The organism is Archangium sp. (assembly GCF_036388035.1).
Classification (GTDB): domain Bacteria; phylum Myxococcota; class Myxococcia; order Myxococcales; family Myxococcaceae; genus Archangium.
Genome location: NZ_DASVSO010000929.1, coordinates 1 through 13,171 on the forward strand (window position 1 = coordinate 1; position 13,171 = coordinate 13,171).

Consider the following 13,171-nt stretch of genomic DNA (forward strand, 5'->3'; position numbering starts at 1 on the left):
CGCGGCTCGTCATCGCCGCGGCCCACACGCTGGAGGCGTTCGGAGCCAGGGCGCTGCACCGCCGGGTGCCCGGAATCGAGGTGAAGGCGCTCTCGGGGGTGAGCCACTGGCTGATGATGGACGACCCGGAGGGCTTCAACGCGGCGCTGGACGCCTTCCTCCTCCGAGCGGCTTGACGGTGCCATGAGCAAGACCCCTCGGGAGCGGCCGCCGTGCCGCCTGTACTTCCTCCTCGCCCGCGAGGCGCCCCTCGGAGTGCTCTTCCGACGTGGCCCCACGCAGTGGACGCAGCTGGTGCGCTGGAACCTCGCCGAGGACACCTTCGAGCCGGGACAGTGGTTCAAGGGCCGGCTGTACGAGAAGCGGGCCGACCTGTCGCCGGACGGGACGAAGCTCCTCTACTTCGCGCGGAAGATGAACGCGCGGACGCTCCAGGACAGGGAGTACACGTATGCGTGGACGGCGCTCAGCCGGCCGCCGTACCTCACGGCCCTGGCGCTCTGGCCCAAGGGCGACTGCTGGAACGGGGGAGGGCTCTTCGAGACGGAGACGCGCGTGTGGCTGAACCACTTCCAGACGCAGGCGCGAGCGCACGAGCGACACCCGCCGAGGGGGCTCGAGGTGAGGTGCAACGAGGGGGAGCGGGGAGAGGACGACACGGTGCTCGCCCGGCGGCTGTCGCGAGACGGCTGGCGGCTGGAGCGCGAGTGGAAGGGGCGCTTCGTCCAGAGCGACTTCGCGCTGGCCTACGAGGAGATGCGGGCCCGGGGGCTCTCGTCCGACGAGATGCTGGCCGAGTCGCTGGAGAAGCAGCTCTACACGCTGAGCACGCGGGCCGGCTACGTGACGGAGCAACCCGAGGTGCGCGAGAAGGCCGGCCCGGCGGCGCGCTTCACGCTGGTGATGACGAAGGAGCTTCGGGAGTTCCGGACGCACTACGGCTTCAGCGTGAGGGAGGCGAGCACGGGCGAGTCGACGCCGCTGCCCTCGGCGGAGTGGGCGGACTGGGACGCGCGAGGGAGGCTGGTGTACGTCGGAGGCGGGAAGGTGTTCGCGGCGGAACCGGGAGCGGGGGGCGCGTGGACACCGAGGGAGCTGGCCGACCTCAACGGGAACACGCCCGAGCACCGCGTCGCCCCGGCCTGGGCGCGGACGTGGTGACGACAACCGGCTGACCCTCTGGGCGTGTGAGCATCCGAGGAGACAGTCGCTCGCGAACGCACCTGGACTGCGACACCGCGAGGGAGGTGACCTTTCCAGTCACCCGGGGCTACACAATGCGTCAGGTAGACAGTAATCTGTCCGTATGAACCCTGAAGCCAGCGGGGCTCCCCGGAGCCCTCTTGAAGAGGCACGGCCGGCTGCCCATGCTCCGGACATGGGCGGCGGCCGGAGGAAAGCAACCTACGCGGACCTGGAGGCCGTGCCGCCGCACCAGGTGGCGGAGCTGGTGGACGGCGAGCTGTACGTGAGTCCCCGACCGGCCTCGCTCCACGCGGTGGCGACTTCGGAGCTCTTCGGCGAGCTGCGAGGCCCCTTCGGTAGGGGACAAGGCGGACCTGGAGGCTGGCGCCTGCTGTTCGAGCCGGAGCTGCACCTGGGCGAGGACGTGCTCGTGCCGGACATCGCGGGCTGGCGCCGGGAGCGCATGCCGAAAATGCCACGAGTGGTGGGCTTCACCCTGGCACCTGACTGGGTCTGCGAGGTGCTCTCTCCGTCCACGGTGAAGCTGGATCGGGAGAAGAAGATGAAGGTCTACGCCCGGGAGGGCGTGCGCCACCTCTGGCTGGTGGACCCGCTGCGGCAGGAATTGGAAGTGTACGGGTTGGAAGGCAGCCGCTGGAAACCGCGGGGCACTCACACCGGCCAGGACCAGGTCCGCGCCGAGCCCTTCGAGGCCCTCTCGCTGGAGCTGGCACTGCTCTGGGAGGAGTGAGCCCGAGACATGAGCAGCCAGCGGAAAGCGGCCCATCTGGGGCCGGCCGCACCTCCGTGGTACACCGCCCGCCTCTGGCGCCGAGGTAGGCACCCTTCGAGGAACGACATGGCCACGAAAGCTCGGGGAAAAGCGCAGCAGGCAAGGCGGGGGCGGGTGGGCGCGCACAACCAGACCCCCTCTCAACCCCAACACGTGTACTTCCTCTCATTGACCCTGGAGAACGTGCGCTGCTTCGGGCCTAGCCAAACCCTGCAGCTCTCCGATGGTCAGGGGCGCCCGGCGAGATGGACGGTGATTCTCGGCAATAACGGCATGGGCAAGACGACCCTGCTGCAGGCACTCACCACCTTTGAACCTGCTTTGCTCGGTGGGCCATACGAAGAGGACAACTTCTACCTACCCAAGGGATATCTCCACCCCGAGCAATTATTCTGGTCTCCCATTCGACATCAAGCGGCTCGTTCCCTTCTTTCCGTCGGGCTGAAGGCTGGGATGCTGATGGCGGAGGGTGACGAAAAGGCACAGCAGGACACAATCCGTTATGAATTGACGCCAGGAGGAGCAGGCTCCAGATCCACGGGGATTTATGAGCCCTTCCTCAATCTGGCCTGTTACGGCTACGGAGCGACTCGCCGGATGGGGGCTGGATCGTTATCTGCCCCGAAAGAGTCTCATTCCAACGAGAGCCTCTTCTTCGAAGATGTACCGCTGAGGAATGCGGAAGAATGGCTTCTGCAAACCGATTATGCGGCCAGCAAGGAGTCTCTCGAACAGGGAGGGGCCAAAGAGCGGCGGGATCGTATCAAGCAACTCCTGATCGATTTGCTTCCGGAGGTGAGCGACATTCGCTTTGCCGCTCCCGATGTCAGCATCCCAGCGGCCCGAGTGGAGGTACAGACCCCCTACGGCTGGGTTGCGATGCGGAATCTGAGCCTGGGCTACCGGACGCTCATCGCTTGGATGGTGGACCTCGCGAGCCGCATGTTCGAGCGCTACCCCGAAAGCGCCAACCCGCTGGCCGAGCCGGCGGTGGTGCTCGTCGATGAAATCGATCTCCACCTGCATCCCAAGTGGCAGCGTCAGCTCATCGGCTATCTGACCGAGCGCTTCCCCAACACCCAGTTCATCGTGACCGCTCACAGCCCGCTCGTGGTCCAGAGCGCTGCGGATGCGAACATCGTGGTTCTGCGGCGCGAAGGCGACCACGTCGTCATCGACAACGACGTGGAATCCATCAGGGGCTGGCGGGTGGATCAAATCCTCACGAGCGACCTGTTCGGATTGGACACGGCTCGACCGCCCCAGATCGAGGAGTTCCTCAAGGAGCGGACCGCGCTCCTGTCCAAGCCCCGCCTGACGCCAAAGGACAAGGCCAGACTGCGTGAGCTGGAATCCGCGATCGGTCCTCTGCCCACGGGGGAGACGAAGACCGAACGCGAGGCACTCGAACTCATCCAGCGCGCCGCCGCGCGCCTGAAGGACGAACAAAGGTGATTCGCGTCCGCAAGCCGGCCGAGCCGCCCGAGGTCCTTCGCACGAAAGGGGCCCGCTCGCGGCGCGCTCTGAGCGCGGCGTACTCGCGTGCCTCGCGGGGCTACGAGACCGGAGCGAAGTCCTTCACGTTCGACCCGGCCCTCTACGCCCATGAGGACGTCAAGCAGTCGCTCCGGGTAGCCCAGCACGACAAGTGCGCCTTCTGTGAATCGAAGTTCGCCCATATCTCCTACGGAGACGTCGAGCACTTCCGCCCCAAGGCGGGGTGGCGCCAGGAGGAAGGTGAGCCCCTCAGTCGGCCCGGCTATTACTGGCTCACCTACGAGTGGTCGAACCTGTTCCTGTCCTGCACGCTCTGCAATCAGCGGTTCAAAAGGAGCCTGTTCCCTCTCCAGACGCCCACGCTGCGGGCTCGAAGCCACAAGGACGATGTGACGGCGGAAGACCCGCTGTTGCTCGATCCAGCAGTGGATGACCCCGAAGCCTCCATCTCGTTCCGAGAAGAAGTGCCCTACGCGGTGGAGGGCAACGCTCGCGGTGAGGCGACGATTCGCATCCTGGGACTCCGGCGCCCGGAGCTGGCCGAGCAACGGAGGAAACACCTGGAGCAGGTCAAGACGCTCCGAGACCTCATCGAGATCGGCAAGGAGCCCTATGCGGCACGGGCCCGGGACCTCCTCCAGCGCATGCAGCGGGATGCCGAGGCGTACGCCGCGATGACCCGCGCCTTCCTGCGCTGAGGAACCCCGGAAATACGAAGGAGGAGGGCCCTCGCGACCCAAGTGGCCCTCACCCGTCCTTCCACGGCTCACCGGAATGAGTCGACCACGAAGACCGAGGCGTTGGAGAAATCGACAATGGCCGTCCCGGGCTTCGACTCGGGGCGCTTCTTGAAATGGTCCCCGAACCGGGCAACCGCGCAGATGGGCACGGTGTCTCCGTCCGGGGGCTTCGCTTCGTAATACCGGACGACCACCAGAGGACCACTCGTCCACACCCGCCCGTAAAGCCGTGTGGCGGAGTCGAGCGTGCCCAGCGAGCCGTAAAGGACGCTCTCGACGGGCCCGTCATAGAGGGTGATGGGGCTCATGTCGATCTGGTTGGCATCGAGCTCCACGTCGGCGGAATCACTGACGTGCATCCGAAGAATCCGCATCGTCTTCAGGGCTTCTTCCGGACACTTCTCCGGTCCGGGGCTGCCATCCGCTCTCAGGAACACGCCCGCTGAAGCACAGCCCGAGGCCATGAGAAGCAGGACGAGGCAGGGGAGGAGACGTGCTCTATTCGTTGGCATGATGAGGGCTCCTACTCGCGCGCGAGGCGTTCATCGAGAAGAACGTAGGCCTGCCTCCAGCCGTCCTCGCGGTAGATTTCCAAGAGCAGCCTAGCGCTCCCGGTGTCCGTCCTGAAGGCGCGTCCGTCCACCACGACGGCCACGTTCCCGGTCTCGCCCGGGGCGATCTCCTCCCGGTCCGAGCGCAAGGCGAACGGCTTCGTGTCACCGAAGACATACGGCTCCGGGTCCTCTCCCGGGCGAATCGTCACCAGACGAGTCTCCAGCAGGCGCCACGGCTTCGAGGGGTCACGGTTCGTCACCGTGAACAGGACTGCGGCCTTTGCCTTGCCCGAGTAGATCTGGACCGTCGTATCCGCACCTTCGCCCTTGAAGACGCGTTTCCTCCATCGCTTGAACGGGGTCTGCTTGATGGCACCGGAAGCCAGGAGCTTCGCGAGCGCATGGTCCGGCGTGTCTTGGCGATGGAACCGGCGCACATCCTCCAGGAGACCGTCTTCCCGCTTGCGGGCGTTCTTGAGCTGCTCCTGGAGTGCCTCGCGGGTCTCCGGTTCGATGAAGACGTTCACCTGTTGGTCTGGCCACCGCCCTTCCTCCTTCGTGGCACCCACGAGGGTCAAGGGCACTTCGGTCCCATCCGCGAGCAGCACCCTCAGGATGAAGCGTTCCTCGGGTTCAAGGGGCTGAAGCGGCTCGACGAGGACCCGCTTCCCGGCACACGCCACCGGCTCGAAGCGACCTTCCCAGCCCAGCAGCCAGGTTCCCGCCGCGACGCAGGGTTGCTGAAACCGGAGCACGGTGGCCGCTTCGGGAGTCACGTACAACCGCACGACCCGCTCATCCTGGCGACCGTGGATGTACGCGCTCCGCACGTTGACATCGCGTCCACGGGCAGCGGCCACGGACGCCACGAGGACAACCAGCAGGGCAGACCGGAAAGGTAAGGCGTTCCACATGCGCGGGCCAACCTATCCGATAGTGCGAACGAACATCCACCACCCCGGGCCCTGAGGTATCTGGCCTGACGGACCCCGGAAACACAAAGGGTGAGGGCCCTCGCGACCCGAGTGGCCGCGTGACCCTCACCCCCTGTCTCTCCCGAGAGGAGAGGACCCGTGCCTACGGCGCGGGCGGCGTGGACACCGGCGCCTGGGCCTTCTTCTGCGCGCCCGCGAAGTCACCGGCCTTGACCACCGTCACCTTCTTCCAGTCCAGGTGCCTGGCGAGCGCGGCGCGCACGTCGTCGGGCTTGAGCTCGCTCATGCGCTTCTCGAAGGAGGCGTCGAACTCCAGCGTGCGCCCGTAGTACAGGTAGGAGGCGAGCGTGTGCGCCAGGCTGCCGTTATCCGCGCGGCTGGTGCGCCGGTACTCCAGGAGGCCCGCGCGAGCCTTCTGCAGCTCCTCGGCGGTGAAGCCCTTGTGCAGCACGCGCTCCAGCTCCTCGCGCACGGCGGCCTCCAGCTTGCCGGCGTTCTGCGGGGCGTAGATGGCGTAGGTGGAGAAGGAGCCCACCGGCTCGAAGGCGCCCGCGTTCAGCCCGCTGCCCACGTTGTACGAGAGCCCATCCTGCTGGCGCACGCGCGTGGCCAGCCGCGAGTTGAGGAAGCCGCCGCCGAGCAGGAAGTTGCCGAGCACCAGCGCGGGGTAGTCCGGGCTGTCGTCGCGCAGGGACAGGCCCTGGCCGGCGAGGAAGTAGGCATTGGCCTTGTCGGGCGTCTCCACCACGAGCGCCTGGGTGCCCGGCTTGGAGGGCTGGGCGGGGATGCGCGTGTAGGGGGCGGGGCTCTTCCAGTCGCCGAAGAGCTGGGCCACCTGCTGCTGGAGGGCCTCGGCGTCGAAGTCGCCCACGGCGGCGAGCTCGCCCTGCGAGGCGCCGTAGAAGTCGCGGTGGAAGGCGCGCACCTGCTCGAGCGAGGTGCCCTTCACGCCCGCGATCGACTCCTCGAGCGAGTCCGCGTAGTAGGGGTGGCCCTTGGGGTAGGGCGAGACGGCGCGCGAGTAGGCGATGCGGGCCTGGCTGCCGGGCTCGCTGCGCCTGGACTCCAGGGAGGCCAGCCACTCCTCCTGGAGGAGGGCGAACTCCTGGGCGTCGAAGGCGGGCTCGCGGAGCACCTCGGCCACGAGCTTCATCACCTCGGGGAGGCTGTGCCGGGGGGCTTCAATCCAGACATTGGCACTGGTGGCATCCCCCTCCACGGCCACGCGGGCCTTGAGCTTGTCGAAGGCGTCCTTGAGCTCCTGGCGGCTGTGCTTGCGCGTGCCGCGCAGGAGCATCGAGCCGGCGAAGTCGGCGGCCTCGCGGCGGCCCCACACGGCCTTCTCGGTGCCCCAGTGCATGTGGAGGGAGACGTTGACCATCTCGCCGCGCGTCTTCTTGGGGAGCAGGGCGAGCTTGAGGCCCGCGGCCTGCGCGCGCTGCACGCGCTTCTCGATGTTGGCGGGGGACGGGTCGAACGCCTCGCCCACGACCACCTCGCCGCGGCCCTTGTAGCCCTCGAGCATGGTGGCCACGCTGACGGGGGCGGGCATCTCGGAGCGCTCGGGCTTGGGGGTGGGGATGAACTGGCCGAGCGTGCGATTGGAGGGCTTGAGGTAGCTCTCGGCGATGCGGGTGACGTCGGCGGCGGTGACGGCTTCAATCCGATCGCGGTGCAGGAAGAGCAGGCGCCAGTCGCCGATGGCGGCCCACTCGGACAGCTGGATGGCGGCGCTCTCCGAGTCGTTGAGCATGAGCTCCACGTACTTGAGCAGGGCCGTCTTCGCGCGGTTCACCTCGTCCTCGGTGAAGGGCGTGCGCGCGGCCTCTTCGACCGTCTTCAGCAGGGTGTCGCGGGCGGCGTCGAGGGACTGGCCCTCGCGGACCTCGGCGGAGAAGGCGAGGATGCCGGGGTCGCGGAGCTGGAGGTTGTAGGCGCCGGCGCTGGAGGCCTTCTTCGTCTCGACGAGGGCCTTGTAGAGGCGGCCACTCGGAGGGGTGCCGAGGATGTGGGTGAGCACGTCGATGGCGGCGAAGTCGGGGTGGGCGCCCTGGGGCACGTGGTAGGCGGCGGCGAGCACGCCCACATCGCCCACGCGGCGCAGGGTGACGGAGCGCTCGCCGTCCTGGGTGGGCTCCTCGGTGTAGGTGACGGGGAGGGCTTCCGCGGGCTTGCGCAGGGCGCCGAAGGTCTTCTGGACCTCGGCGAGGGCCTTCTGGGGCTCGAAGTCGCCGGCGATGACGAGCATGGCGTTATCGGGCCGGTAGTACTTCCGGTAGAAGGCCTGGAGGCGCTCGATGGGGACGTTCTCGAGGTCGGCGCGCGAGCCGATGGTGGACTTGCCGTAGTTGTGCCAGAGGAAGGCGCCGCTCATGACGCGCTCGTAGAGGATGCGCGAGGGCTCGTTCTCGCCCTTCTCGAGCTCGTTGCGCACGACGGTCATCTCGCTGTCGAGGTCCTTCTTGGCGATGAAGCTGTTGACCATGCGGTCGGCTTCGAAGGAGAGGGCCCAGGAGAGGTTCGCGTCGGAGGCGGGGAGCGTCTCGTAGTAGTTGGTGCGATCCAACCAGGTGGTGCCATTGGGGCGGGCGCCGCGCTGGGTGAGGGCCTCGGGCACGTTGCGGGTGGTGGGGGTGCCCTTGAAGAGGAGGTGCTCGAGGAGGTGGGCCATGCCCGTCTCGCCGTAGCCCTCGTGGCGGGAGCCGACGAAGTAGGTGACGTTGACGGTGACGGTGGGCTTGGTGGGGTCGGGGAAGAGCAGGACGCGCAGCCCGTTGGCGAGCCGGTATTCGGTGATGCCCTCGACGCTCGTGAAGGGGGCGAGCGCGCCGGCCTTCGCCTTGCCGCGGGGGAGGGGAGCGACCTTGGCTGCGGGCGCGGAGGGAGCAGGCGCCTGGGCGAGCGCGGGAGCGGAGGCGACGAGGAGGGCCGCGACGAGGAGGCGGAAGCGGGAGGAAAGGGACATGGCTGGAAGCTACCAACCGGGCATGCGCGGGTCGTGTTCCCGATGAGCGAAAGTGACGGCGAAAAAGCCCGGGGCTGAACGAAGCGAGGGGAGGACGTCGGGCAGGAGACCGCTCGGGCGGAGCGGTGCATGCTGCCGGAGCATGAAGAGCCACCTCCTGCTGCGCATGGCCCTGGCGCTGTGCTTCGTGGTGCCCACCTCGTGCGCCACGTCTCAGGCCGTCATCCCAGGCGGCGGGCGAATACGGGCAGCACCCCACCCTGTACCCATAGAGACGCTGTCCGGAGACCGGCTGCGACTGTCCTTCGAGCCAGTGGCACCTGACCCGGCCCTGGAGTCCCTGCGATTGGAGGAGGTGAGGGCGGTGCTCGCGGCGCTGCACGAGTCCCTGCCCCCGAGGGAGAAGTCCCGGCTGCGGCTCGTCCTGGCCTCGACAGGGCAGGGCGCAGGCAGTCCCGCGGAGTGGGAGCGGCGCTTGCGCGAGGAGTACCTCTCTCGCTACGGCCCGGCGCTGCTGCCCCTGCCCCAATCACTGGAGACGAGCCGTCTCTTCCTGGCCCTCAAGCTGTCCCCCCGCTACATGGGCGCGGGGGTGCGCGAGGCGGCCCGGGAGCTGTTTTCCTCCCCCGTCTTCCTCTCCAGCGTGGCGCTCTCGGTCCTCGTGTACTTCGCGGCCTGGCTGGCGCCCGAGCCCCTTTTCACCAAGGCCTTCGTGGTGGCGCTCACGGTGAGGCTGTCCCTGCTGGTGGGAGCATTGGAGCTCACCCACCTGGCCCGGGCATGCCTGCGCCTGTACCAGGAGGCCGAGTCCGCGAGGACGGTGCAGGAGTTGGAGGCAGCGGCGGAGCGCTTCGGCAAGGCGATGGGAGGCACGGCGCTGCGAGCGCTGATGCTGGTGGCCAGCATGGGCATCTCCAAGGGCCTGCCCCAGGTGCCCCAGGGGGGCCTCGGCTCTTTACTGAGCGCGCCCCGCTACGCCCTGGCCGAGGGCCTGACGCTGGAGGGCGCGACGACGGTGCAGATGGTGGCCGACGGCACCGTCCTCGTCACGGGCGTAGCGGCGGGCACGGCGGCCGCCACCGTGGGCAGCGCCTGCGCAGATGGCTCGGAGAAGAAGGAGGGCCACCACTGGCACCACCTCGCCACCAACAAGAATGAAACCTCTCCGGCTTCCGGAGGCCCCTGGACTCCCAGATTCGAGGACATTTTCGCGAAGGCGGGAATGAGCCTGGACGCGTCAGAAAACCTCGTCTACCTCCAGGGTCACAAGGGTCCCCATCCCGAGGACTACCACCAAGAGGTGTACAAGAGGCTCAGCACCGCAGTCCAAAGCTGCCGGACCGTATCTCACTGCAAACGCATGCTCATGCAAGCGCTCGGGGAACTCACGGACGAGGTCTGCACCCCGGGGTCACACCTCCACCAACTGGTCACGAAGTCCCAGCGATGAAGCCGGAGCGAAAAACATGCCCAGTTACTACGAGTTGACGGATGACATGCGCATTCCGGGGCGCTGGCACTTGAGGCACCCCGTCGATGAGCACGGGCAGCAAATCGATCCCTGGCAGTTCGACGAGGGGCGACGACTCGAACCCCAAGGCCTCATCCGGTTCCCCGTGAGGCCCGACGGAGTGGCCCTAGACTTCACCCTGGATTCCTTCTCCATCCCCGTGGTCCATGGTCGCGTCATCCAAGTCTTCGAGCGTCTGGACATCCAGGAAGCGCAATTCCTTCCGGTTCAGGTGGAGGGCCACGCCGGGCCCTATTTCATCCTCAACGCCCTGCGCATCATTCGCTGCATCGATGAGGGCCGGTGCGAGGAGGTGCGGCACTGGACGCCCGAGCATGGAGAGCCCGAGAAGGTGGGCCAGTACCGGTACGTGCGGGGCATGCGCGTCGATCCGACGAAAGTCGAAGGCGCGCGCATCTTCCGCCCCTGGGGCTGGACGTTGACCCTCGTGGTCTCCGAGGACCTCAAGGAGGCCCTGGAGCGTGAGGGCCTCACCGGCACGCGCTTCCTCGAGGTGTGACGGGCGCTACCAGCACCGGGCGGCGAAGGCCGCGAGCTCGCGGTTGAAGCGCCGCGAGTCCTCCCAGAAGGGCGAGTGGCCCACGCCGGGGTACAGGGACAGCTGGGCGTCGGGGATGACGGAGGCGAGGTGGCGGCTGGAGTCCGTGAGCATGATGCGGTCCTCCATGCCGTGCGAGATGAGCACGGGAAGCGTGAGCCGGCGCAGCACGTCGTCGTTGTCCACGGAGCGCGAGCCGAGCGCCTCGCGCACGTGCGGCGGCACGAGCTGGTTGTAGCCGAGCACCGAGCCGCGCGTCTCCGGCGTCACGGGCTTGTGGAAGAGCAGGGAGACGAAGGCGTCCAGGGTGGAGCGGCAGGTGACCTCGTCCTGGGCGAAGAGGCCGGGGATGAGCCCCAGCATGTCGGGGGCGAGCATCCCGAAGGCCTCCTCGGAGCCGCTCTTCACCATGGCGGAGACGAAGTGGACGCCGGACACCCCCTCCTGGCCGTAGTGGCGCAGGTAGTCGGAGATGACGAGGCCGCCGTAGCTCCACCCCACGAGCAGGGGGCGCTGGAGCTCCAGCCCCGAGATGACGGCCTGCAGGTCATCGGCCCACAGGTGGCCCTCGCCGTAGGCGCCCCGGGGCTTGTCCGAGTGCCCATGGCCCCGCAGGTCGAAGGCCACCAGGCGGAAGCCCAGGGCCAGGGCGCTCTGGAACTGGCGCCACCACGCCAGGTGGCACTGGGAGAAGCCGTGGACGAAGAGGAGGGTGGGCCCGTACAGGTCGCCCGCGTCGTAGACGGCCAGCTGGGCGCCCCCCGCGCCCCGCACGGTGTGGACGCGGACGGGCACGGACTCGGAGAAGGGAGAGTCGAGACCCGGGGCGCGCATCAGCGAGGGAGAATCCAGGAGGGTGCCCTGCGAATTCCGCACTGAAGGAGAAGACGGCTGCACTGAGGGTGAGTGGGTGTCGTGCATGGGAGGGTCCGGGCCCGGGAACGCAAGTCGTCCACAAAGGAATAGGCATTGGGACAACCGGAGGAGACCCCTCCCTGCATTCCGGCCCTCCAGACGTTCCCGGAAAGACGGGTTTCACGATTTTCGCCGTTTACTCGTGAACAGTGGCTCTTTCCGGAGACGTGGAGCCAGCGCCCGCCTGCACGGACCGGACCCGGAGGGCCCCCGGCTGGTGGAGGGCGCGGACATCGTGCCCCGAGGCGGTTAATAGTAAGCCCTCGGAATACACGGCAGGAGTCAGGAGCCTCACGCATGAAACGCTTCTTCATCGGTTCGCTCGCGGTGGTGGGCGCACTCACCGTCCTCTTCGTGGGGGCCATCATCGGACTGGCCATGCTGGGGGCGGCGAGCAAGCCGGGCATCCCGGGCAGCGTGGTGCTGGAGCTGGAGGTGGATGACCCGCTGGTGGAGTACGCGGCGGAGGACTCGCTCTCGAGCGCCTTCGGCAAGGACCCGACGACGGTGCGCGACGTGGTGGACGCGCTGGAGAAGGCGGGGGAGGACGAGCGGGTGAAGGGGCTGGTGGTGCGGCTCAACGGCACGCCGGGGAGCCCGGCGGTGGTGCAGGAGCTGCGCGACGCGGTGAAGGCCTTCCGGGCCAAGGGCAAGAAGGCGGTGGCGTACGCGGACACCTTCGGCGAGGGCGGGAGCGCGACGGGCGCCTACTACCTGGCCTCGGCCTTCGACGAAATCTACATCCAGCCGTCCGGCGACCTGTCCATCCTCGGGCCGGCGGTGGAGACGCCGTTTGGGCGTGACGCGCTGGCCAAGCTCGGGGTGAAGCCGCGGATCGGCCAGCGCTACGAGTACAAGAACGCGGTGAACACGTACACGGAGCAGACGTACACGCCGGAGCACCGCGAGGCGACGGAGCGCTTCCTCACGAGCCTCTTCGGGCAGATGGTGAAGGGGGTGGCCGAGGGCCGCGAGCTGAGCGAGGAGCAGGTGCGCGCGGCGGTGGACGCGGCGCCGCTGCTCGGCCAGCAGGCGGTGGAGGCCAAGCTGGTGGACGGGCTGCTCTACCGCGACGAGGTGTACGAGAAGGTGAAGAAGGACGCGGGCGAGGGGGCGAAGCTCCTCTACGTGCGCAAGTACCTCGAGCGGGCGGGGCGGCCGAACACGAGCGGCGCCTCGACGGTGGCGCTCATCTACGGGGCGGGAGGCATTGCCCGGGGCGAGAGCGAGACGAACCCGATGTCGGGTGAAGTGACGATGGGCAGCGAGACGGTGGCGGCGGCGTTCCGCAAGGCGGTGGAGGACGAGCGGGTGAAGGCGATTGTCTTCCGGGTGGACAGCCCCGGGGGCAGCTACGTGGCGAGCGACACGGTGCGGCGCGAGGTGCAGCGGGCGCGGGAGAAGGGCAAGCCGGTCATCGTGTCGATGGGGACGTACGCGGCGAGCGGCGGCTACTTCGTGGCGATGGACGCGGACAAGATTGTGGCGCAGCCGGGGACGCTGACGGGGAGCATCGGG

Annotated in this window: 11 protein-coding genes; 7 read left to right on the forward strand and 4 right to left on the reverse strand. The window is 68.0% G+C overall.

Features of this window, described 5'->3' with window-relative positions:
• Positions 1-183 precede the first annotated feature (183 nt).
• The 4 genes from VF697_RS38535 (at position 184) to VF697_RS38550 (ending at position 4,173) form a co-directional block, all read left to right on the forward strand.
• Complete coding sequence (locus VF697_RS38535; RefSeq protein WP_331103016.1) at positions 184-1,161, forward strand: hypothetical protein; 978 nt, start codon at positions 184-186, stop codon at positions 1,159-1,161.
• A 217-nt stretch (positions 1,162-1,378) separates the two neighbouring features.
• Positions 1,379-1,936, forward strand: coding sequence for a Uma2 family endonuclease (locus tag VF697_RS38540; protein ID WP_331103035.1), 558 nt, complete (start codon positions 1,379-1,381; stop codon positions 1,934-1,936).
• Positions 1,937-2,044: 108 nt separating this feature from the next.
• Complete coding sequence (locus VF697_RS38545) at positions 2,045-3,433, forward strand: AAA family ATPase (protein WP_331103018.1); 1,389 nt, start codon at positions 2,045-2,047, stop codon at positions 3,431-3,433.
• Complete coding sequence (locus VF697_RS38550; RefSeq protein ID WP_331103020.1) at positions 3,430-4,173, forward strand: hypothetical protein; 744 nt, start codon at positions 3,430-3,432, stop codon at positions 4,171-4,173. Before VF697_RS38545 ends, VF697_RS38550 begins: the two co-directional genes overlap by 4 nt.
• A gap of 68 nt (positions 4,174-4,241) precedes the next feature.
• On the opposite strand, the gene VF697_RS38555 is transcribed toward VF697_RS38550, so the two are convergent.
• The 3 genes from VF697_RS38555 to VF697_RS38565 form a co-directional block, all read right to left on the reverse strand.
• On the reverse strand, positions 4,242-4,727 hold the full coding sequence (locus tag VF697_RS38555; RefSeq protein ID WP_331103022.1) for a serine/threonine protein kinase: 486 nt from the start codon (positions 4,725-4,727) through the stop codon (positions 4,242-4,244).
• An 11-nt stretch (positions 4,728-4,738) separates the two neighbouring features.
• On the reverse strand, positions 4,739-5,683 hold the full coding sequence (locus VF697_RS38560) for a DUF2381 family protein (RefSeq protein WP_331103024.1): 945 nt from the start codon (positions 5,681-5,683) through the stop codon (positions 4,739-4,741).
• A gap of 163 nt (positions 5,684-5,846) precedes the next feature.
• Complete coding sequence (locus VF697_RS38565) at positions 5,847-8,669, reverse strand: pitrilysin family protein (RefSeq protein ID WP_331103026.1); 2,823 nt, start codon at positions 8,667-8,669, stop codon at positions 5,847-5,849.
• A gap of 142 nt (positions 8,670-8,811) precedes the next feature.
• Here VF697_RS38565 and VF697_RS38570 point away from each other — a divergent pair, with 142 nt between their 5' ends.
• Positions 8,812-10,119 carry an AHH domain-containing protein gene (locus VF697_RS38570; RefSeq protein WP_331103028.1) on the forward strand — a complete coding sequence of 436 codons (1,308 nt, stop codon included), beginning with the start codon at positions 8,812-8,814 and terminating at the stop codon, positions 10,117-10,119.
• A gap of 16 nt (positions 10,120-10,135) precedes the next feature.
• Positions 10,136-10,699 (forward strand): imm11 family protein, encoded by a 564-nt coding sequence (locus VF697_RS38575; RefSeq protein ID WP_331103029.1) that lies wholly within the window; start codon positions 10,136-10,138, stop codon positions 10,697-10,699.
• A 6-nt stretch (positions 10,700-10,705) separates the two neighbouring features.
• Here the strand turns inward: VF697_RS38575 and VF697_RS38580 are convergent, their stop codons facing one another.
• A complete protein-coding gene (locus VF697_RS38580; RefSeq protein ID WP_331103031.1) occupies positions 10,706-11,572 on the reverse strand; it encodes an alpha/beta hydrolase in 867 nt (288 codons plus the stop codon).
• Positions 11,573-11,950: 378 nt separating this feature from the next.
• Between VF697_RS38580 and VF697_RS38585 the strand changes: the two genes are divergently transcribed.
• A partial coding sequence (locus VF697_RS38585) for a S49 family peptidase (RefSeq protein ID WP_331103033.1) occupies positions 11,951-13,171 on the forward strand: 1,221 nt, incomplete at its 3' end.

Excerpts from the sequence above, each read along its gene's own strand:
- VF697_RS38565 (WP_331103026.1), bottom strand. The coding sequence starts at position 8,669 with ATGTCCCTTTCCTCCCGCTTCCGCCTCCTCGTCGCGGCCCTCCTCGTC.
- VF697_RS38580 (WP_331103031.1), bottom strand. The coding sequence starts at position 11,572 with ATGCGCGCCCCGGGTCTCGACTCTCCCTTCTCCGAGTCCGTGCCCGTC.
- VF697_RS38545 (WP_331103018.1), top strand. The coding sequence starts at position 2,045 with ATGGCCACGAAAGCTCGGGGAAAAGCGCAGCAGGCAAGGCGGGGGCGG.
- VF697_RS38535 (WP_331103016.1), top strand. The coding sequence starts at position 184 with ATGAGCAAGACCCCTCGGGAGCGGCCGCCGTGCCGCCTGTACTTCCTC.
- VF697_RS38555 (WP_331103022.1), bottom strand. The coding sequence starts at position 4,727 with ATGCCAACGAATAGAGCACGTCTCCTCCCCTGCCTCGTCCTGCTTCTC.
- VF697_RS38560 (WP_331103024.1), bottom strand. The coding sequence starts at position 5,683 with ATGTGGAACGCCTTACCTTTCCGGTCTGCCCTGCTGGTTGTCCTCGTG.
- VF697_RS38570 (WP_331103028.1), top strand. The coding sequence starts at position 8,812 with ATGAAGAGCCACCTCCTGCTGCGCATGGCCCTGGCGCTGTGCTTCGTG.
- VF697_RS38540 (WP_331103035.1), top strand. The coding sequence starts at position 1,379 with ATGGGCGGCGGCCGGAGGAAAGCAACCTACGCGGACCTGGAGGCCGTG.
- VF697_RS38575 (WP_331103029.1), top strand. The coding sequence starts at position 10,136 with ATGCCCAGTTACTACGAGTTGACGGATGACATGCGCATTCCGGGGCGC.